Source organism: Brevundimonas sp. TWP2-1 (genome assembly GCF_049897645.1).
Taxonomy (GTDB): Bacteria; Pseudomonadota; Alphaproteobacteria; order Caulobacterales; family Caulobacteraceae; genus Brevundimonas.
Genome location: NZ_JAFCWR010000001.1, coordinates 334,283 through 353,326 on the forward strand (window position 1 = coordinate 334,283; position 19,044 = coordinate 353,326).

22 protein-coding genes are annotated in these 19,044 nt (G+C 67.5%); 12 read left to right on the forward strand and 10 right to left on the reverse strand.

Annotated features, from left to right (window positions below):
• Window positions 1-3: 3 nt before the first annotated feature.
• Window positions 4-1,896, forward strand: a complete 1,893-nt coding sequence (locus ACP7BH_RS01755) for an ABCB family ABC transporter ATP-binding protein/permease (RefSeq protein ID WP_426043322.1) — start codon at window positions 4-6, stop codon at window positions 1,894-1,896.
• On the opposite strand, the gene ACP7BH_RS01760 is transcribed toward ACP7BH_RS01755, so the two are convergent.
• From ACP7BH_RS01760 to ACP7BH_RS01775, 4 genes are all read right to left on the reverse strand, one after another.
• Window positions 1,881-2,360 carry a chemotaxis protein CheE gene (locus ACP7BH_RS01760; RefSeq protein ID WP_425984237.1) on the reverse strand — a complete coding sequence of 160 codons (480 nt, stop codon included), beginning with the start codon at window positions 2,358-2,360 and terminating at the stop codon, window positions 1,881-1,883. The genes ACP7BH_RS01755 and ACP7BH_RS01760 overlap by 16 nt on opposite strands.
• Window positions 2,357-2,908, reverse strand: coding sequence for a response regulator (locus ACP7BH_RS01765; RefSeq protein ID WP_425984235.1), 552 nt, complete (start codon window positions 2,906-2,908; stop codon window positions 2,357-2,359). The genes ACP7BH_RS01760 and ACP7BH_RS01765 overlap by 4 nt, the downstream gene beginning before the upstream one ends.
• A 120-nt stretch (window positions 2,909-3,028) precedes the next feature.
• Window positions 3,029-3,976, reverse strand: a complete 948-nt coding sequence (locus ACP7BH_RS01770; RefSeq protein ID WP_425984233.1) for an acetyl-CoA carboxylase carboxyltransferase subunit alpha — start codon at window positions 3,974-3,976, stop codon at window positions 3,029-3,031.
• A 90-nt stretch (window positions 3,977-4,066) separates the two neighbouring features.
• Window positions 4,067-4,987: a site-specific tyrosine recombinase XerD gene (locus ACP7BH_RS01775; protein WP_425984231.1), complete on the reverse strand. Its 921-nt coding sequence runs from the start codon at window positions 4,985-4,987 to the stop codon at window positions 4,067-4,069.
• Between the two features lie 125 nt (window positions 4,988-5,112).
• Here ACP7BH_RS01775 and ACP7BH_RS01780 point away from each other — a divergent pair, with 125 nt between their 5' ends.
• The 4 genes from ACP7BH_RS01780 to ACP7BH_RS01795 all read left to right on the forward strand — a co-directional run bounded on the left by ACP7BH_RS01780 (window position 5,113) and on the right by ACP7BH_RS01795 (window position 8,911).
• Complete coding sequence (locus ACP7BH_RS01780; protein WP_135195364.1) at window positions 5,113-5,679, forward strand: shikimate kinase; 567 nt, start codon at window positions 5,113-5,115, stop codon at window positions 5,677-5,679.
• Window positions 5,676-6,782, forward strand: coding sequence for a 3-dehydroquinate synthase (aroB, locus tag ACP7BH_RS01785; RefSeq protein WP_425984229.1), 1,107 nt, complete (start codon window positions 5,676-5,678; stop codon window positions 6,780-6,782). Before ACP7BH_RS01780 ends, aroB begins: the two co-directional genes overlap by 4 nt.
• Window positions 6,782-7,375, forward strand: coding sequence for a GNAT family N-acetyltransferase (locus tag ACP7BH_RS01790; RefSeq protein WP_425984227.1), 594 nt, complete (start codon window positions 6,782-6,784; stop codon window positions 7,373-7,375). Before aroB ends, ACP7BH_RS01790 begins: the two co-directional genes overlap by 1 nt.
• A gap of 96 nt (window positions 7,376-7,471) precedes the next feature.
• Entirely contained in the window at window positions 7,472-8,911 is a 1,440-nt protein-coding gene (locus ACP7BH_RS01795; RefSeq protein ID WP_425984225.1) for a serine hydrolase, read from the forward strand.
• A 5-nt stretch (window positions 8,912-8,916) separates the two neighbouring features.
• On the opposite strand, the gene ACP7BH_RS01800 is transcribed toward ACP7BH_RS01795, so the two are convergent.
• On the reverse strand, window positions 8,917-9,978 hold the full coding sequence (locus ACP7BH_RS01800) for an SDR family oxidoreductase (protein WP_425984223.1): 1,062 nt from the start codon (window positions 9,976-9,978) through the stop codon (window positions 8,917-8,919).
• 96 nt (window positions 9,979-10,074) lie between these two features.
• Between ACP7BH_RS01800 and ACP7BH_RS01805 the strand changes: the two genes are divergently transcribed.
• Window positions 10,075-10,455 carry a winged helix-turn-helix transcriptional regulator gene (locus ACP7BH_RS01805; protein WP_425984221.1) on the forward strand — a complete coding sequence of 127 codons (381 nt, stop codon included), beginning with the start codon at window positions 10,075-10,077 and terminating at the stop codon, window positions 10,453-10,455.
• A gap of 3 nt (window positions 10,456-10,458) precedes the next feature.
• On the opposite strand, the gene ACP7BH_RS01810 is transcribed toward ACP7BH_RS01805, so the two are convergent.
• Entirely contained in the window at window positions 10,459-10,884 is a 426-nt protein-coding gene (locus ACP7BH_RS01810; RefSeq protein WP_425984219.1) for an MliC family protein, read from the reverse strand.
• A 37-nt stretch (window positions 10,885-10,921) separates the two neighbouring features.
• A complete protein-coding gene (tadA, locus tag ACP7BH_RS01815) occupies window positions 10,922-11,380 on the reverse strand; it encodes a tRNA adenosine(34) deaminase TadA (protein WP_425984217.1) in 459 nt (152 codons plus the stop codon).
• Window positions 11,381-11,392: 12 nt separating this feature from the next.
• Between tadA and ACP7BH_RS01820 the strand changes: the two genes are divergently transcribed.
• The 3 genes from ACP7BH_RS01820 to rsmD are packed head-to-tail and all read left to right on the forward strand — an operon-like array spanning window position 11,393 to window position 13,940.
• Entirely contained in the window at window positions 11,393-12,925 is a 1,533-nt protein-coding gene (locus tag ACP7BH_RS01820; RefSeq protein WP_425984215.1) for a pseudouridine synthase, read from the forward strand.
• Between the two features lie 21 nt (window positions 12,926-12,946).
• The gene (locus ACP7BH_RS01825; RefSeq protein WP_425984214.1) at window positions 12,947-13,360 is read left to right on the forward strand and encodes a GFA family protein; all 414 of its coding nucleotides are present in this window, start codon (window positions 12,947-12,949) and stop codon (window positions 13,358-13,360) included.
• A gap of 4 nt (window positions 13,361-13,364) precedes the next feature.
• Complete coding sequence (gene rsmD, locus ACP7BH_RS01830) at window positions 13,365-13,940, forward strand: 16S rRNA (guanine(966)-N(2))-methyltransferase RsmD (RefSeq protein WP_425984212.1); 576 nt, start codon at window positions 13,365-13,367, stop codon at window positions 13,938-13,940.
• A 77-nt stretch (window positions 13,941-14,017) separates the two neighbouring features.
• Here rsmD and ACP7BH_RS01835 read toward each other — a convergent pair whose 3' ends face one another.
• Both ACP7BH_RS01835 and ACP7BH_RS01840 read right to left on the reverse strand, forming a co-directional pair.
• Complete coding sequence (locus ACP7BH_RS01835) at window positions 14,018-14,464, reverse strand: hypothetical protein (protein ID WP_425984210.1); 447 nt, start codon at window positions 14,462-14,464, stop codon at window positions 14,018-14,020.
• Window positions 14,465-14,712: 248 nt separating this feature from the next.
• Complete coding sequence (locus ACP7BH_RS01840; protein ID WP_425984209.1) at window positions 14,713-15,165, reverse strand: low molecular weight protein-tyrosine-phosphatase; 453 nt, start codon at window positions 15,163-15,165, stop codon at window positions 14,713-14,715.
• Window positions 15,166-15,285: 120 nt separating this feature from the next.
• Between ACP7BH_RS01840 and ACP7BH_RS01845 the strand changes: the two genes are divergently transcribed.
• From ACP7BH_RS01845 to ACP7BH_RS01855, 3 genes are read left to right on the forward strand one after another with little or no spacing between them, the layout of a single operon-like run.
• Window positions 15,286-16,287: a hypothetical protein gene (locus tag ACP7BH_RS01845; RefSeq protein ID WP_425984207.1), complete on the forward strand. Its 1,002-nt coding sequence runs from the start codon at window positions 15,286-15,288 to the stop codon at window positions 16,285-16,287.
• Between the two features lie 46 nt (window positions 16,288-16,333).
• Window positions 16,334-16,651 carry an STAS-like domain-containing protein gene (locus tag ACP7BH_RS01850; protein WP_425984205.1) on the forward strand — a complete coding sequence of 106 codons (318 nt, stop codon included), beginning with the start codon at window positions 16,334-16,336 and terminating at the stop codon, window positions 16,649-16,651.
• Window positions 16,652-16,690: 39 nt separating this feature from the next.
• Window positions 16,691-17,104, forward strand: coding sequence for a hypothetical protein (locus ACP7BH_RS01855; RefSeq protein WP_425984203.1), 414 nt, complete (start codon window positions 16,691-16,693; stop codon window positions 17,102-17,104).
• A 39-nt stretch (window positions 17,105-17,143) separates the two neighbouring features.
• Here ACP7BH_RS01855 and mutL read toward each other — a convergent pair whose 3' ends face one another.
• The gene (gene mutL / locus ACP7BH_RS01860) at window positions 17,144-19,036 is read right to left on the reverse strand and encodes a DNA mismatch repair endonuclease MutL (protein ID WP_425984823.1); all 1,893 of its coding nucleotides are present in this window, start codon (window positions 19,034-19,036) and stop codon (window positions 17,144-17,146) included.
• Between the last annotated feature and the right edge of the window lie 8 nt (window positions 19,037-19,044).

Genomic DNA, 19,044 nt, shown 5'->3' on the forward strand with positions numbered 1-19,044 from the left:
ATCATGGCGATACGAGGCGAACGCTCCGGCGGCAGGCGTGACCCGATGGTCAAGGCGCAGCAGGCAGGCAGCACACAGGACAAGACGGACGGACCCCCGACGCTGACGGCGTTGGCGGACCTTGCGCGGCTGGTTGCCCGTTCAGGCGCGCCGCACCTGAAACTTAGGCTGACCTTCGCCATCCTATTGACGCTGGCGGGCAAGGGGCTGGGTGTCATGGCGCCGCTGGTGCTGGGCGCGGCGGTCAATCGGCTGGCGGCGGGGCAGGGCGCGGCGACTGCCGTCGGTCTGGGCTTTGCAGCCTTCGCCATCGGCTGGACCTTTGTGCGGTTCCTGTCGGCCGCCTCTCCCCTGATTTCGGACGTGGTGTTCGCGCCCGTGCGCGCCGCCGCCCAGCGCACCACGGCGGCCGAGGCCTTCGCCCACGCGTTGAGCCTGTCGCTGGACTTCCACCAGACCAAACGCTCGGGCGCCCTGTCGCGGACGATGGATCGCGGGTCGCGCGCGGTGGATTTCCTGCTGCGTATCCTGGCCTTCAACCTGATCCCGACCGGGGTCGAGCTGGTGCTGGCGGCGGGGGTGCTGGGCGCGAAATACGACTGGCGGTTCGCGGCCGTCGCCGTGGTCGTGGTGGTGATCTACACCGCCGCCACCTTCGCCATGTCCAACTGGCGGCTGGAACATCGCCGGATCATGAATGCGGCCGATTCCGAGGCCGCCGGCGTGTCGGTGGATGCCCTGCTGAACTATGAGACGGTCAAGTCGTTCGGCGCCGAGACGCGTGCGGCCGCCACCTATGACCGGGCGCTGGGCGACTATGCCGAGGCCTCGCTGAAGGCCAACAGCTCGCTGGCCATGCTGAACGGCATGCAGGCCCTGGTGATGAACCTGGGTCTGGGTGTCATGGCGGTGATGGCCGGGTTCGAGGCGGCGGCCGGGCGGATGGGGCCGGGCGACGTGACGGCGGCGGTTCTGATCATGATCTCGCTGTATGCGCCGCTCAACATCCTGGGCTTCGCGTATCGGGAAATCCGCCAGTCCTTCATCGACATGGAGGAGATGCTTAAGGTGACGCGTCAGACGCCCCAGGTCGCCGATGCGCCAAACGCTGTGGCCCTGCCGCGACCCGTCGATGCGCGGGGGGCGTCGGTCGCGTTCGAGGGCGTCGGCTTCCGCCACGATGCCCGCGCGAACGGCCTGGAGGACGTCAGCTTCTTCGCGGCGCCCGGCACGACGACGGCGCTGGTCGGGCCGTCCGGCGCGGGCAAGTCCACCATCGTCAAACTGGCGCTGCGGCTGCTGGATCCGCAGGAAGGGCGCGTGCTGATCGACGGGCATGACGCGCGGCAGGTGACCCAGGCGTCGTTGCGTGCGGCGGTGGCCCTGGTGCCGCAGGACGTGGCCCTGTTCAACGACACCCTGGGCGCCAATATCGCCTTCGCGCGGCCCGATGCGGACGAGGCCCAGGTCTGGGCGGCGGCCGAGGCGGCGGAACTGGCCGACTTCATTCGCGGCCTGCCGGACGGGATGGAGACCAAGGTCGGAGAACGGGGCCTGAAGCTGTCGGGCGGCGAGCGCCAGCGTGTGGGCATCGCGCGAGCCTTGCTGGCCGATCCCTGTATCCTGATCCTTGACGAGGCGACCAGCGCCCTGGACAGCCGCACCGAGGCGGCGATCCAAAGGACCCTGCAAAAGGCCCGACACGGCCGCACGACCCTGGTGGTGGCGCACAGGCTGTCGACCGTGGCGGACGCCGATCAAATCCTGGTTCTGAAGGCCGGGCGGATCGTCGAGCGCGGCGGGCACCATGAGCTTGTGGCGCGTCAGGGCGGGGAATACGCCGCCCTGTGGCGCAAGCAGACGCGCGCCGGCAAGGCGTCTCAGGTCGCGGACTGATCGCTCGCGGGCAGCTTCTTGCGAAGGACTTCGTGCAGATTGGTCAGGATGGCCGTTCGCGCGGCCTGTTCCTCGGCCGGCAGGGACAGCAGCAGCTTCATCGCCTGGGCGTGAACGGTGGCGATGCGCCAGTCGAATCCCCCCTGGCGCGGCGCGGCGTCCAGCAGGTCGCACAGACCCTTGGCCGCCGTGCACAGGTCGTCCATCGCAAACGGGCTGGCCGCGTCGATGATCTGGCTGGAGGCGGAATAGGCCAGGTCCAGCCGCATCGGCTCGATCAGCCCGGGCTCGGGCTTGGCCAGCAGGACGGCGATATTGTCGGCGATGATGGCGCGGGCCTGGTCCTGCAAGGCGTCCAGATTGGCCCTGGCCTGGGCCAGGGCGACGCCGACGCTGACGCCGCCGGGGCGATCCAGCATTTCGGACAGGCGCGACTTGCGCTGGGTGTGGGTGATGACGGTCATAGGGCCAGGCTCTCCATCGCATTGGCCTTGCGCAGCATGTCGGCCCGGCGTTCGACGCCCTCATAGCCGCTGTGTCGGAACCGGCGATCCGGTCCCAGATAGTCGCCGACCTCCAGGAAGGGCCGACTGTCGCGCGCGACCCACAGGATGCGCTCCAGCAGCATGGCGGGGCTGAAGGGTTTGGTGACGACGAAGTTGGCGCCGCAGTCGCGGGCCTCGGCCACGCGACCGCGCCGGATATGGCTGGCGGTCATGATGACGGGCGTGAAGGCGTTGGGGTTGGGTCCGGATCGACGCAGCCAGCGCACCAGCTCGAACCCGTCGATGTCCGGCATGTCGGTGTCCACCACCAGGAGGTCGATGGGCTTGTCGGTCAGCAGCTTCTTGGCCTGGGTTCCCGTGCTGCAGGCGAAGGCCGGGCGGATGCCGAAACCGGTCAGGGCGTTGGACGTCAGCGTCAGGGAGAAGGGCGAATCGTCGACGATCATCGTGATCGCGCCGCTCAGGTTGAAGACGGCGCTTTCGCGCAGGGATTCGCCGCTGCTCATGCCGCGTAGGCCTCGATCTGTCCCGCCGTCGTCGTGATCATGGCCGGTCGCAAATCCCGAAGCCCCTCGATAAAGGCCAAGGTTGGCAGACGATGGTGGACGCTGCGTTAACGCTGTCTGTTACAGCGCTCCGATGGAGTAGAAGCGGTCGGCGCGGCGCTTCTTGATCTGCTGGGGCGACAGGCCCTCGAAACCCTTCAGCTCTTCGGCCAGCACGTCGCCGACATTGGCCATGGCGGCGTCGCGGTCGGTATGGGCGCCGCCGACCGGTTCCTCGATCAGGCGATCCACGATCTTTAGGCCCATCAGGTCCGGGCCGGTGATCTTCATGGCCATGGCCGCGTCCCGGGCCCGCGCGCCATCGCGCCACAGGATGCCGGCCGCGCCCTCGGGCGAGATGACCGAATAGATCGAATGCTCCAGCATCAGCACGCGGCTGGCCGCCGCGATGGCGATGGCGCCGCCCGAACCGCCTTCGCCGGTGATGGTGGCGATGGAGGGCACGCCCAGCGTCAGGCAGCGCTCGGTCGAACGGGCGATGGCCTCGGCCTGGCCGCGCTCCTCGGCGCCCAGGCCCGGATAGGCGCCGGCGGTGTCGATGAAGCTGAGGACCGGCAGGCCGAACTGCTCGGCCATGTCCATCAGGCGCACCGCCTTGCGATAGCCCTCGGGCCGGGCCATGCCGAAGTTGTGGGTGATGCGGGTGGCGGTGTCGTGGCCCTTCTCGTGGCCCATGATCACGACCGGGCGACCGCGAAAGCGCGCCAGGCCGCCCAGTATGGCCTGGTCGTCGCCGAACTGACGGTCGCCGTGCAGCTCGTTCCAGTCGGTGAACAGGCTCTGGACGTAATCGATGAAGTGCGGACGCTGCGGGTGGCGCGCGACCTGGGTCTTCATCCAGGGATCGAGACCGGCATAGGTCTTCTTGCGCAGCTGCTCGGCCTTCTTGCGCAGGCCCTCGATCTCATTGTCGAAATCGCCCGAGGCGTCGGACAGCAGCGACAGCTCCTCGATCTTGGCTTCCAGATCGGCGATCGGCTTTTCGAAGTCGAGATAGTGCGTGGCCATCAAGGCGTCCGGGAATTGCGAGCGGGCAAGAGCGCCCTTAGGGAAGGCGGGGGAACCTAGAGAGGTCAACGCCGCCGGGCAAGCGGCGGTTCAGTCGTCGCGCGCCAAGGGGTGGTTTTGGTGGACGACCTGGGCCAGGCGGTCGGTGGCGACGTGGGTGTAGATCTGGGTCGTGGCGATGTCGGCGTGGCCCAGCAGGGTCTGGACGACGCGCAGGTCGGCGCCGCCTTCCAGCAGGTGGGTGGCGAAGGCGTGGCGCAGGACGTGGGGGCTGACGCGGGCCGGGTCGATGCCGGCCGTGATCGCGGCCTCGTCCAAAAGTTGGGCGAAGCGGCGCGGGGTCAGGTGGCCGGTGCGGCCTGAAGAGGGGAAGAGCCAAGGACTGTCGGGCGCCTCGGGCTTACGCCCATCCTTGCCCTTGAGCTTGGCGTCGCGGGCCGTCAGCCAGGCCTTGATCGCCTCGCGCGCGGCGGTGTTCAGCGGCGCGAGACGTTCCTTGCCGCCCTTGCCGCGCACGATCAGATAGGCGGGGTCGCGGCGGATGGCCTCGACCTTGAGCCCCAGCAGTTCCGAAACGCGCAGACCCGAGGCGTAGGCCATCTCGACCATGGCGACCAGGCGCAGGCCTGCCGCCGCATCTCGGCTGGCTGAGGCGGTCAGCAGGGCGTCGATCTCCTGGCGGCTCAGCACCTTGGGCAGGGACCGGCCATGTTTCGGCGCGTCGATGCGACGCGACGGATCGTCGGTGCGCCAGCCCTCGGCCAGGGCGAAACGATAGAACTGGCGCGCGGAAGACCGACGTCGTGCGGCGGTGGCGGCGGACAGGCCGCGCCGCGACAGGTCGGCGAACCATCCTTCGACGGCCTCGGCATCGGCCTTCATCAGACCGCCGGCGTCCGACAGCGCCGTCTCGGCGTCCGCCAGGTCGCGGCCATAGGCGGACAGAGTGTGGGGCGAGGCGTCGCGTTCGACGGCCATCATCTCCAGAAAGGCCTCGATCTGGGGCGTCATCGCACCGTCCGTCCTTCGAACGGATGGCGTGGGGGCGGGCTTGGTGTAGAGGTTTGATCGATCATGCTTGCCTGCGTCGCCGCCTTCGCCGTCCTTTCGACCGACCGTTCCGCCGGAGCCGCCGGATGAGGCGGCGCGCGAATCCGGGACCGACCCGCACCATAGCCCTGGTTGGGCTGATGGGGGTGGGCAAATCGTCGGTGGGGCGGCGACTGGCCAATCGGCTGAAACTGCCCTTCGCAGACGGGGACGTGGAGATCGAATCGGCGGCCGGAATGACGGTGTCAGAAATCTTCGCAGCCCTGGGCGAGGCCGAGTTCCGGGCGGGCGAGGCGCGGGTGATCCGCCGCCTGCTGGAAGGACCGCCCATCGTTTTGGCCACCGGGGGCGGGGCGATGATGAACCCGGAAACGCGGGCGCTGTTGAAGGCGCGGTCCGACACGGTCTGGCTGAGGGCGGATCTTGCGGTGATCGCGGAGCGGGTCGCGCGGCGCGACACGCGGCCCCTTCTGCGGGGCAAGGACCCGCTGGAGGTGCTGACGACCTTGGCCGAGGCGCGCTATCCGATCTATGGCGAGGCGGACGTGACCGTGGACGTCGGGCAGGGCTCGCACGGCCAGGCGGTGGACGCCATTCACAAGAACCTGCGCCGACACTGGCGCCACAGACGGCGCGCGGAGACGAAGACGTGACGATCATTCCGGTCAGCGGCGGGGCCTTCGCGGCCTATGACGTGGTGGTGGGACGCGGGCTGCTGGCCCAGGCGGGGGCGCATATCGCGCCGCTGGCCAGGGGACGGACGGTCATCGTCACCGACGAGACGGTGGCGGGCATCCATGCCGAGGCCCTGACGGCGTCGCTGACGGCGGCGGGCGTCAAGAGCGAGATCGTGGCCGTGCCGGCGGGGGAGGGCTCCAAGTCCTTCGCCGAGTTGGAGCGGGTGCTGGACCGGTTGCTGGAGATCGGGCTGGACCGCAAGGACGTGGTCATCGCCCTGGGCGGCGGGGTCGTCGGCGACCTGGCGGGTCTGGCGGCGGCGCTGTTCATGCGCGGCATAGACTTCGTGCAGATCCCGACGACCCTGCTGGCCCAGGTGGATTCGTCGGTCGGCGGCAAGACCGCCATCGACACGCCGCGCGGCAAGAACCTGGTCGGCGCCTTCCATCAGCCGCGTCTGGTCCTGGCCGACATCGACGTGTTGGCGACGCTGCCGGAACGTCAGGTGAAGTCCGGCTGGGCCGAGGTGCTGAAACACGGGCTGATCTGCGACGCGGCCTTCTTCGACTGGCTGGCCGGCGAAGGCGCGGTGGGCGCGACCGGCGATCCGGCGGCGCTGGAGCGGGCGGTGATCCGCTCGGTCGAGATCAAGAGCGCCGTGGTCGGCGAGGACGAAAAGGAGGCCGGGCGTCGCGCCCTGCTGAACCTGGGCCACACCTTCGGCCATGCGGTCGAGACCGAGGTCGGCTTCGACGAAGGCGCGCTGGCGCACGGCGAGGCGGTGGCCCTGGGGTGCTGCATGGCCTTCCGGTATTCGGCGCGCGAGGGGCTGTGTTCGGTCGCCGATGTCGAAAGAGTCGAGGCGGTGGTCGCGGCGGCGGGTCTTCCGACACGCCTGACGCAGGCGGGATCGTTCACAGCCGACCGGCTGCTGGCCCTGATGGCGGGTGACAAGAAGGCCGAGGGCGGGGCGCTGACCCTGATCCTGGCGCGCGGGATCGGCCAGGCCTTCGTGGCCAAGGGCGTGGACGCGGACAAGGTCCGGGCCTTCCTGATCGAGGAAGGCGCGACCGCGTGATGCGGATCGCGACGGTTCCGCTGGAGGACAGGTTCGTGCGGCTGGAGCCGTTCGAGAACGGGCTGAAGGCCGAGGTGCGGACGGCGCTCGATTGCGACGCCGCCGCCTGGGACATCATGGTCGCGCCGGCCTATGGCGGCCATTTCGACGGTTGGTGGGACAACGCCCTGGCGGCCATGCAGGCGGGCACACGGATCGCCTATGCGGTGCGGCGGCTGTCTGACGGCGTCGTCGTTGGCACGACCAGCCTGTACGAGATCAACCGGGCCTATCGCCGATGCGAGATCGGTTCGACCTTCTATCGGCCGCAAGCGCGGGGCGGAGCGATCAATCCGGCCTGCAAGCGGCTGTTGCTGGGCCACGCGTTCGACGCGGGCGCGGTGCGGGTCGAGATCATCACCGACGCCGTCAACGCCCAGAGCCAGGCGGCCATCCTGAAGCTGGGCGCCAAGGCCGAGGGCGTGCTGCGCAAGCACAAGATCACCTGGACCGGCCGAGCACGCGACACCGCCATGTTCGCCGTGATCGACGACGACTGGCCCGAGGTGCGCGACGGGCTGGATCGACGGTTGGCGGCATTCGGGGCCGATTAGGCAGCGCCTTCAAACCCTTCGCCCATTACCAAAGCTTCACTGGCGACCTGAGGATTGAAGTGGTCGGTTGCCGGCTTCTCGAACGGGGCCGGCATCATGTTTCGACAGCTTACAGCGACACTGGCGATTGTCGTCGCCCTGACCGGTGCGCCGCTCCACGCCCTGGCCCAGTCTTCGACCAGTGCGGACCTGGACGCCTGGGCCCAGCGCCAGATGAGCCTGCGCTCCATTCCAGGCATGCAGATCGCGGTCGTGAAGGATGGGCGGATCGTCCATTCGGGCGCCTATGGCCTGGCCAATCTGCAGACGCCGGTCCCTGTGACCGAAGAGACCGTCTTCTCGATCAACTCGGCGACGAAGACCTTCGCCGGCGTCGAGATCCTGCGGCTGGTCGAGCGCGGCGAGGTGGACCTGGATGCGCCTGTTTCGACCTATCTGGCGGACTTGCCGCAAGCCTGGCGTCCGATCACCGTGCGTCAGTTGCTGACCCATATGTCGGGGCTGCCGGACATCATCACGCCCGACGGCGGCTATGTCGGTCGCGACAGGGCGGGCGCGCTGGCGGCCCTTGCCGACCTGCCCTTGAGGTCGGTTCCGGGCGAGCGGTTCGCCTATAACCAGACCAACTATATGCTGCTGCAATGGATCGTCGAACAGGCGCAGGGGCGTCCGTTCGAGGCGGTCTTGGGCGAGGACGTCTTCAGGTCGCTGGGCATGACCCATTCGGGGTTCGGCGATTCCCTGGATCTGATCCCCGGCAAGGCCGACAGCTATCGCTTCAGTCGTCCCGGAGAGGGCGAGGCGCCGCGCCTTCAGAACGTGCACGAGCTGTTTCCGCCGTTCGCCCGCGCCGCCGCCGGCATCAACAGTTCGGCGCCCGATTTGGCGCATTGGCTGATCGCTCTACAAGCCGGCGAAATCCTCAAGCCCGAGACGCTTGAGGCGCTGTGGACGCCGGGACGCTTCAACGACGGCAAGGCGGGCGAGTGGGCCAATGGATGGGTCGTCGTCGACCGCCAGGATCACCCCTCGGTCGGCATGACGGGCGGCGGCCGATCCGCCTTCTTCGTTTATCCGAAGGATCGGGTGGCGGTGATCATCCTGACCAATCTCGCGGGCGCCTCTCCCGAGGAACTGGTGGATTCCGTCGCGACCCGCTTCATTCCGGGCATGAAGTTGACGGGCGTGGCCGCGCTGCAGGAACGGCTTGAAGCGGAAGGGTTCGATCAGGCCGAACGGGTTGCGGCGGAACTCGCAGCACGGGACGGGGCTGGTTCGCTGCCAGAAAGCGATCTGAACAACTGGGGCTATCGACTGCTGTCCAGGGGACGGGTCGCAGACGCCCTGACCATGATGAAGCTGATCGTCAGCCTCTATCCGCAAAGCGGCAACGCCTACGACAGCCTGGCCGAGGCCTATGCAAAGTCAGGCGACCGTGCGCGGGCCAGGGAGAACTACCAGCGCTCGCTCGCGCTGGATCCGGACAACACCAACGCCGTCGAGCAACTGCGTCTGCTGGGAGCCGAACCGTCCTAGAGGCGTCAGGGAATCAGGCGCTCGGACCTCAGCTGTTCGAACAGGGCGAAGTAGGCGTCGTCGGTGGGCTGGTAGTCGAGGAAGCCCAGGCGGCGGCTCTTGCCCATGTCGGTCACCACCTCGATGGGGCGGCCGAGGTCGGCGTCGGTGTGCCAGGGCGAGGCCAGCCGATCCAGATCGGGCTCGATCAGGGTCTCGCGTTCGGCGATCCGGCGCCAGACGGCGTGGTCGCCGGCCATCTGGGTCTCCAGTGGAGAGAGTGTCCCGTCGAACTCGGCCGGGTGCAGGCCGAACCAGTCGGCGATCCGTCCCCACATCCACTTCCAGCGGAAGACATCGCCGTTGACGACGTTGAAGGCCTGGTTCGCCGCAGCGGGCGTGGTGGCGGCCCAGACCAGGTGACGGGCCAGCTGGGTGGCGCTGGTCATGTCTGTCAGGCCGTTCCACTGGGCCTCGGAACCGGGGAAGCGGAACGGGCGGCCCGTCTCGCGGCACAGGCTGGCGTAGGCGGCCAGGGTGGTTCCCATGTTCATGGCGTTGCCGACGGCCTTGCCGATGATGGTGTGGGGGCGGTGGACGCTCCAGGTGAAGCCGTCGCGTTCGGCGGCCGAGAAGACCTCGTCCTCCTGGGCGTAGTAGAAGTTGTCGATATCCAGTCGGCCCTGTTCCTCGCGGAACGGGGTCTGGGGCAGGACGCCCTGGCCATAGGCCTCGAACGGGCCGAGGTAGTGTTTCAGGCCGGTGACAAGGGCGACGTGGCGCACCGAGGCCGCCGGGCGCACGGCGTCCAGCACGGCGCGCACCATTGCGGCGTTGACGCGGATGTTCTCCGCCTCCGTATCCTGGCGCGCCCAGGTGGTGAAGAAGACGGCGTCGGGGCGGGCGTCGGCGAGGGCCGTCGCTGTCGCCGCAGGATCGTGCAGGTCGGCGACAATGGGCGTGACGCCCGCCTGCGCGACCGGGCGGCGGGCGAGGCCCAGCACCGACCAGCCTTGCGACACGAGTTCGGCCGCGACGGCGCCGCCGGCGATGCCGCTGGATCCCACCACAAGGGCTGTTTTCGACATGGTCGTCTCCTGTTGGTTCGCACATCACCTAGTGGGGGCGACGCCGGGTCGCTAGAAGGCACCATTTGGGGACCTGGGTCCCGAAAGGCGACCACCATGCAGGCAAGCGGCGAAGACGAGGACTGGCGCGAGGACTGCGCGCCCCGGCGGGTGCTGGAGCTGTTCGCGACCAAATGGACCAGCATGGTTCTGCACACCCTGCATGCGCGTCATGGCGGCTGTGCGCGGGCCGGCGTGCTGCTGCGCAGTCTGCCGGGGGTGTCCAAGAAGATGCTGACCCAGACGCTGCGCGAGATGGAGGTCAGCGGCCTGATCAGCCGCCATGTGCTGGAGACGATGCCGCCCGCCGTCGAATACCGGCTGACGGACCTGGGCGCGCGGTTCGTGGAGCCGGTCGAGCTGCTCTACGCCTGGGGGCGGGACAATGCGGAGGCGCTTGACCGGCTCGCGCCGCGACCGACGTCGCGCAGGGGCTAGGCTTTAGTCCACGGCCCGGCACTGCGTCGGCTGGCGGCCTTCGACGGACCAGGTGGCGAGGACGCCCTTGCCGCGCAGTTCGACGTTGGAGGCGCGGTACCAGATGCCGTCGGCGGCGCGTTCCTGATACAGGTCGATGGCCTCGCCGGACGAGTTGCGGATGGTGGCCATCTGGCGCGGATTGTCGAAATCGACCGACAGGCGCTCGCCGTTGTCGCACAGATAGACGGTGTGGACGACGCGGTTCAGGGTGCGGTCCTGGATCTCGGCGCCGGTGCGCTGGCGGGCGGTCTGGGCGTCGATGGCGCGTTCCTTGACCTCGTCGCCGGTGGTGGGGGCCTTGTCGGGGTCGGGACCGCAGGCGGTCAACAAAGCAAGGGCGGCGAGGCCGCTGAAGACGATCGACTGCGGCAGATCCGGCTTGAACAACGCTATTCCCTCCAACGGCGCCGCTTGGCGCGGCGTTCTAACGTGCGCCGCCTGCCGCCGTTCCCCGCCGTTGACGGAAGAAGGACTTGAGCAGGGTGGACGCCTCCTCCGCCAGAAGACCTGAGTCCGTCGTCGGGCGCCAGTGGCAGGTGGGTTGTTCGAACAGGCGAGGGCCGTGGATGACGGCGCCGCCCTTGGGATCGTCGGCGGCCCAGACGACGCGGCCGATGCGGGCGTGGCTGATGGCGCCAGCGCACATGGCGCACGGCTCCAGCGTCACATACAGAGTCAGGCCCGTCAGGCGGTAGTTGTCGAGCGCCGTCGCCGCGCGCCGCATGGCCACGATCTCGGCATGGGCGGTGGGGTCGTGTGACGCGATCGGACCGTTGGCGCCGGTCGAAATTACCTCACCTGAGGCAGGATCGACAAGAATTGCACCCACAGGCACCTCTCCTGCGTCCGCCGCCGCTTGCGCTTGGTCCAGCGCCATGCGCATGAACCGCTCATCATGGTCCGCCATACAGACGACAACGACAAGAAGCCCCGCGCCCGTCAAGACGAACGGTCGCCCCGGCCCTTTAAATCCTCCGGTCCCCGCAAGAGCGGCGACGGGACGAAATCCTATGGCGACAAGCCGCGCAGCCCTCGCGAAGACGGCCCCAAACGGTTCGGCGACAAGCCTGATCGCGGCGACAAGCCGCGCGCCGGCAAGGACGGAAAGCCGTCCAAGACGCCTGACACGCCCCTGCGCGCCGAGCGAATCGCCAAGACCATGGCCCGCGCGGGCATCGCCTCGCGCCGCGAGGTCGAGCGACTGATCGGCCTGGGCAAGGTGGCGGTCAACGGCCGCATCCTGGACACGCCCGCCACCCTGGTGACGCGCGACGACGTGATCACGGTGGACGGCAAGCCCATGGGTTCGACCCAGGCGACGCGCGTCTGGCGCTATCACAAGCCTGCCGGCCTGCTGACAAGCCACCGGGATCCGACCGGACGCCCGACGGTGTTCGACGCCCTGCCGGCCGGTCTGCCGCGCGTGATCTCGATCGGACGCCTGGATCTGTCCACCGAAGGCCTGCTGCTGCTGACCAACGACGGCGAGCTGAGCCGGGCGATGGAACTGCCCTCGGCCGGGCTGGTGCGTCAGTACCGGGCGCGGGCGCGGGGCAAGATCACCCAGGCCCAGCTGGACGAGCTGAAGAACGGCGCCGTCGTGGAGGGCATCTCCTACGGTCCCATGGTCGCGACGCTGGACAAGGCCAAGGAGTCCAAGTCCGAGGACGGCCGGACGCCGAGCAACCTGTGGATTTCGGTCTCGATCACCGAAGGCAAGAACCGCGAAGTCCGCAAGGTGTTGGAGTCGGTCGGCCTGACGGTGAACCGCCTGATCCGCCTGGCCTATGGCCCGTTCCGCCTGGACGTCCTGCCTGTCGGATCGGTCGAGGAGATCGGGCCGCGCGTGATCCGCGAGCTGCTGGCCGACTACATCCGGCCCGAGAACCTGCCGACCGGCAATACGGTCGAGACGCCTGCGCCCATTCCCGGTCGTCGCCTGTCCACGCCGATCCTCAAGGGGAACTCGGGCTCGGCCATGTCGGACCCGTCGCGCAAGCCCAGCCGGGTGCGCGCCGCCGAGACGGCCCAGGCCGATGCGGTCGAGCGCCGCGAGCGCCCGCCCAAGAAGGAGGGCTGGGCCAAGGCGACGCCCCGCACCGTCCATCCCAAGAAGACCTACAAGCCCCGCGAGGACGGCGAACGTCCGGCGCGCGCCTATACGCCCCGCGAGGACGGCGACCGTCCGGCCCGCGCCTATACGCCGCGCGACGGCGCCCCGGCGCGCACCAGCGACGGGCCCAAGCGCGAGTACAAGCCCCGCACGGCGGGGGCCGACGACGGCAAGCGCGACTTCAAGCCGCGCGGCTTCGGCGCCAGCGGCAGCAGTCGCGAGACCCGGCCGCCCCGCACCGGCGGCGGCAAGCCGGCCGGGCCTTCGGGCACCAGCGGCCGCGCGCCAGGGGGCAAGCCCCGCACGCCGCGCTAAGAGGCGAACGGAGACCTGACGATGGATGCACGCCTGTCCGGCCGGTGCCTGTGCGGCGCGGTGACCTTCACCGCCACGCCCAACGGCGGCATGCACGCCTGCCATTGCCCCACCTGCCGGCGGCAGTCGGGCGGCATCCTGTTCAGCGTCGATTGCGGCGACAGCGTCGAGGTCCAGGGCGATGTGGCGACCTATGCCTCGTCTGACTGGGCGACGCGGCAGTTCTGCCCGGCCTGCGGGACCGGGCTGTTCTGGCGCGCCAACGACGGCGGGCTCACCATGGTCTCGGCCCAGGCGTTCGACGATCCGACGGCCTTCGCGCTGGAGGACGAGTTCTGCATCGAGAGCAAGCCGGACGGCTATGCGCTGGCGGGCGACCGGCCGCGCCTGACGACCGAGCAACTGTGGGCGCAGTTCGCGCCGCCGCAGGCCTGACGCCGTGCGGATCGTCGCCGGCAGCCTGAAGGGCCGGGCCATCGTCGCGCCGGAGGGGCAGGGCACGCGCCCGACCTCGGACCGGGCGCGGCAGGCCGTGTTCAATGTGCTGGAACACGCGGCCTGGGCCGAGAGCCTGAACGGCGCGCGGATCATCGACCTGTATGCCGGTTCGGGCGCCCTGGGGTTCGAGGCCGTCAGCCGGGGGGCGGGCTTCTGCCTGTTCGTCGAGACCGACGACGGGGCGCGGGGCGCCATCCGCGAGAACGCCGACGCCTATGGGGTGATGGGGCGCACGCGGGTGCATCGACGCAGCGCCACGGACCTGGGCGTCAGGCCCGGATCGGACGGCGAGGCCTTCGACATCGCCTTCCTGGACCCGCCCTACGGCAAGGGGCTGGGGGAACAGACGCTGCTGCGGCTGCTGGAGGGGAACTGGCTCAAGCCCGGCGCCCTGGTGGTGTTCGAGCGCGGGTCAGTCGAGCCGGAGATCGAAACGCCCGGCTATCAGCGGCTGGACGCGCGCGACTATGGCGCGGCGCGGGTGCTGTTCCTGAAGGTCCTGACCCCGACCGCCTGAGCGGGAAAAGTGCACTCTGAATTTTTTGAGTGCACTTTAGTGCAGATTTTTGCGAGCGGATTGCAGGGCGATCAGTCCTAAGGCGGCGGACCCAGCAGGGCCTCGTCCTCCTCTTCGATCTCGCGGCGCATCTCGTCGAGGCAGGCGCGGACTTCCTCGCGGCTCTGGCCCTTGAAGAAGTCGGCGTCGAAATCGCGGGCCTCGCGGGCCAGGTCGTCGGCCAGACGCCGCCAGCGGCGGGCGTCCGTCGCGCGCCCGCTTTCCACCGCCTCGGCGAAGCGCAGGCGTGCGGTGCGGGCCAGGTCGTCCATGTCCAGGTCGGAATAGAGACCGAGATCGATCTCGCCGGGCGGCGGCTCGACCTGGTCGCTGCGCCGCCAGCCGTATTTGCGGGCGCGACGGCGAAAGGCGGACAGGCCCAGGTCGTGGCGGCGACACACGGCCTCGGCGCTGAGGCCGGACAGATAGTCGGCGCGGGCCTGGGCCCAGGTTTGAGCGGCGCGGATGCGATAAACGTCGGTCATGACCGCAGCCGTAAACCAACGCTACGTCAAATGCGGACATGGGGTTTCTCCTGTCCTTCTCCCATTGGGAGAAGGTGGCCCGAAGGGCCGGATGAGGGTCGGCTCCATCCGTCGGCGTCAGCCGTCGCAGGGGCTCGGGTCCAGCATGCGACCCTCACCCTTTGGCTGCTTCGCGCCGCCCTTCGGGTCGCGCGAAGGCCGATCGCTGGCGCTCTCGGGCGCTCAAGCCCTCTCCCAACGGGAGAGGGTTACAGCTTTTCGACTAGGCCGCGCGCGGCGGCCGTCACCTCGGCCCAGGTGATTTCGAACCCGGCGTCGTCGCCGAAATAGGGGTCGGTCACGGCTTGGCCCTCGCGGCCGGGGACGTGGTCGAGCAGCAGGCTGAGTTCGGCGGCCGCGTCGGCGGGGGCCAGGCGGCGCAGGTTTTCCAGATTGTCGTGATCCAGGGCCACCACATGGGTAAAGCGGTGGAAATCGGCCTGCGTCACCTGCCGCGCCCGCAACCCCGAGATCTCGACCCCATGCCGCCGCGCCGTCGCCTGCGCCCTCGGGTCCGGCGGCTCGCCCGCATGCCAGTCCCCGGTCCCGGCGGAATCGACGATCAGGCCGAGGCGGAGCCGCTCCGCCTCGGCGCGCAGGGCGGCCTCGGCGAGGGGCGAGCGACAGATGTTGCCGAGGCAGACGAAGAGGATGGAGGGCATGGGCTTGATAATAAGATATTGCAGGTGATGTGAAACTTCAGAAAGTCCAAATTGCTTTTGAGGGAAGACAGACGATAGAGAGAGTGACGGCTGACGTGTGCGCTGGGGAGGGCGAATGTCGTGACTAACAAGCGCAAACAGCGGCGAGCTAGAGGTCGTGAAAAAGGACAATCTGTCCTCCGATCAAGATACCCCGAACATTACTTCTTCAAAGGCCCAAATCGACTTTCTACATACACGCCTGGAGAACTTCAATCGACGCTGGAATTTCTTATTAGATTTGATGAATGTACGAAAATTTGTACCAAATCGGTTTTGTTGGACCTTCACGAAACGAAGTATATTGACGCAACCGCTTGCGTAATGCTTGCTGCAGCTATCCAACGCTGCCAACTTGGACAAAATTTGCATGTCGATGTGAGGATGCCACGCAATGGGTCAGCCCGGTTTGCACTTAAAGTGTTCGGGGTTGCCGACGATGCCCGTGCTGGAGATGACGTGCCGGAAGAAATCGGTGAGCAGGTGATGAAAGTCACTTCTGGGATGAAGGGAGATCCTTCCCCTGGAGAGAGGACTTTCGAAGTGGCTCGGCTAGCTGAGCGTCTTGATACAGGTGAAACGCTTGCCGACCGCGTGCATGGGGCGCTTAACGAAGCGGCCGATAATGTGCTGTCGTGGGCTTACGGTATGAATGCTTCGCCAGACTCCACTGAGCGGTGGTGGGTCGCTGGCCTGCTTACAGATCGAAGCGCCACATTCATCGCACTGGACCATGGTGCTGGAATTCCCACCACAGCACCGCAAAATTTGGGTGACTCGCTTACCGGTCTCATCAAAACGATGATGCAGGATAAAGGCTGGCGGCAAATCAATTTGAAGCCGACCGACTCGCAAATTCTTTTAGCGACGATACATCAGCGTCGGACCATGAGTGGGCTTGAAGAGCGTGGCAAAGGCCTGAATAACATGATTGCATTGATCGACCGCTTCTCAGCAGGCTTCATAAACATTTTTTCAGGCGATGCGGTTTATGGCTATCGTACTCCTGCCGCAAACGAGGCTGATAAAGAGCACTGTACCCCGTTGGGCTTTCAGTTTCCTGGCACGCTGATTGTGTGGTAGTTGCAATCGCAGGCGTTCGAGGCTTGAAGTTGAGATGTTGGCAAAAATGACCAAGAAAATTAGCTTGGCAACCGACTTCAACCCGTTTCCCTTCGGGCGTTATCCGTCTCATGGTGAGTGGAACGGACAGCGCTTCCGTGAGGAATGGCTTGCTCCTGCGCTAAAATCTGGAGAATCAATAGAAATTGATTTGGATGGGGCTCGTGGGTTGTCGCCCTCCTTCTTGGAGGAAGCTTTTGGAGGCCTTGTTCGCATTGGGTTTGCTGCAAAAGATCTGACGGCCCGTCTTCAGATTAAATCTGATCGAGATCCATCGTTTGTCGATACGATCTTTGGATACATTCGAGATGCAAAGGCGGCATAGATAGTGGCAACGCCAACGGAGGCACTTTTTAGTGCGTGCTTGGGCCTTGCTGGCGGCGTGATAGGCGCAATAGCCATTGAGCGCTTAAAGGCGGGCGTTGCTTCTCTAGAGGCTGAATTTGTTCGACTGGATACCGTCGAAGATGAGCTTTTTGAAATCTTCGAGATGCCCAACGATGTAATTGAGCGTGGCCCTGCATTGCGACGTTTGGTCAGCAAGCGCCGTCGCCTTGGCCAGAATATTCGCCGAAAAGTTATTGATGGCGAAGCCTACAAGTCGTGTAAGGTGCAACTAGTTTTGCTGGATGGCCTTTTGGCAAAGGCCGAGGATGCAATTCCTCTGACTGACGATATTGAACGCGATATTGAGGCGGCAATGGCCCGACTACGTAGTCAACTGCGTCGTTCCTCCAAAACAGCAAGAGCCTTTGCGTTTCTCAGAGGGGACGCTTAGCAGCTGAACTCGTTGTGCGTCTAACGTATTGCCCTTTTCTCACCTCCGCCCGAACAGCTTCTCCAGATCGTACAGCTTCAGCTCCACATAGGTCGGGCGGCCGTGGTTGCACTGGCCGGAATGCGGGGTGGCTTCCATCTGGCGGAGAAGGGCGTTCATCTCAGGGGCCGAGAGGACGCGGCCGGAGCGGACGCTGCCGTGGCAGGCCATGGTGCCGCAGATGGCGGCGAGGCGTTCCTTGAGCGACAGGGCCTGGCCGTGTTCGGACAGGTCGTCGGCGATGTCGCGGATCAGGCCCTGGACGTCCGTGTCGCCCAGCATTGCCGGGGTCTCGCGCACCAGGACGGCGCCGGCGCCGAAGGCCTCGACGATCAGGCCCATCTCGGCCAGTTCCTCGGCGCGGGCGGCGACGCGTTCGGCCTCGGCCGGGTCCAGATCGACCACCTCGGGCGTCAGCAGGGCCTGGCGGGTCACGGACCCCTCGGCCATCTGGGCCTTCATCCGCTCATAGACCAGCCGCTCGTGGGCGGCGTGCTGATCGACGATGACCAGGCCGTCGCGGGTCTGGGCGACGATATAGTTGGCGTGGAGTTGGCCCCGGGCGGCGCCCAGGGGGTAGTCGAGGGGGTCTGTGGGCGGGGCGTGATTGGTGAAGGGTGAGTCGTGACTGGCGGGGTCGGCAGCGGCGGGGTGTTGGGGCCATGACGGGCCGTCCCAGCTGGGTTCCACGCGGGCGCTGCGTTCGTTGAGGCCGGGGATGATCTGGGCGGCGGCGGCGGGTTGGGACCAGCCGGTCCAGCCGCTGAAACCCTGGGCCGAGGGGGCGCTGGGGCTGTAGGCGGGGCCGGTGGAAAGGCCGGTGTGGGCCTGGAAGTTGGACAGCGTATCGGCGGCGACGGTGGTGGAGGCGCGGTGGCCGGCGGCGTGCAAGGCGTGCCTCAGGGCGCCGACGATCAGGCCGCGCACCAGGGCCGGATCGCGGAACCGGACCTCGGCCTTGGCGGGGTGGACGTTGACGTCGACATAGAGCGGATCGATGTCGAGGAAGAGGACGGCGGCCGGGTGCCGGTCGCGCGCCAGGAAGTCGGCGTAGGCGCCGCGCAGGGCGCCTTGCAGCAGGCGATCCTTCACCGGGCGGCCGTTGACGAACAGATACTGATGCGCCGCATTGCCGCGCGAATAGGTGGGCAGGCCGGCGTAGCCCGACAGGCGCACGCCGTCGCGTTCCTGATCGATCAGCAGGGCGTTGGCCTCGAAGTCGCGACCCAGCAGGGCGGACAGCCGCTTCAGCCGGCCCTCGTCGCCGGGGTGTTCGGCGGGCAGGCGCAGGGTGACCTTGCCGTCCAGCGACAGGGTGAAGGCGACGGCCTCGTGCGCCATGGCCTGGCGCTTGATCTCTTCCGAGATGGCCATGGCCTCGGACCGTTCGGACTTCATGAACTTGAGCCGGGCGGGGGTGGCGTAGAAGAGGTCGCGCACCTCGACCCGCGCGCCGTGCGGGCCGGGGAAGGGGGCGGGGGCCAGGGGACGGGTCTCGCCGCCCTCGACCGTGATGACCCAGGCGTCGGTCTCGTCGCGCGAACGCGTGGTGATCGACAGGCGGGCGACCGAGCCGATGGAGGGCAGGGCCTCGCCCCGGAAGCCCAGGGTGTGGATGCGCAACAGGTCCACATCGCCGGCGTCGTCGGGCTCCAGCTTGGACGTGGCGTGGCGTTCGATGGCGAGCGGCAGTTCGGCCTTCGGAATGCCCTTGCCGTCGTCGGCGATCAGGATGCGCGACAGGCCGCCGCCGTCGGCCTGGATCTCGATATTGCGCCCCCCGGCGTCCAGGGCGTTCTCGACCAGTTCCTTGATGGCGCTGGCCGGCCGCTCGACCACCTCGCCGGCGGCGATGCGGTTGACGGTTTCGGGGGAGAGGCGGCGGATGGGCATGAGGGCAG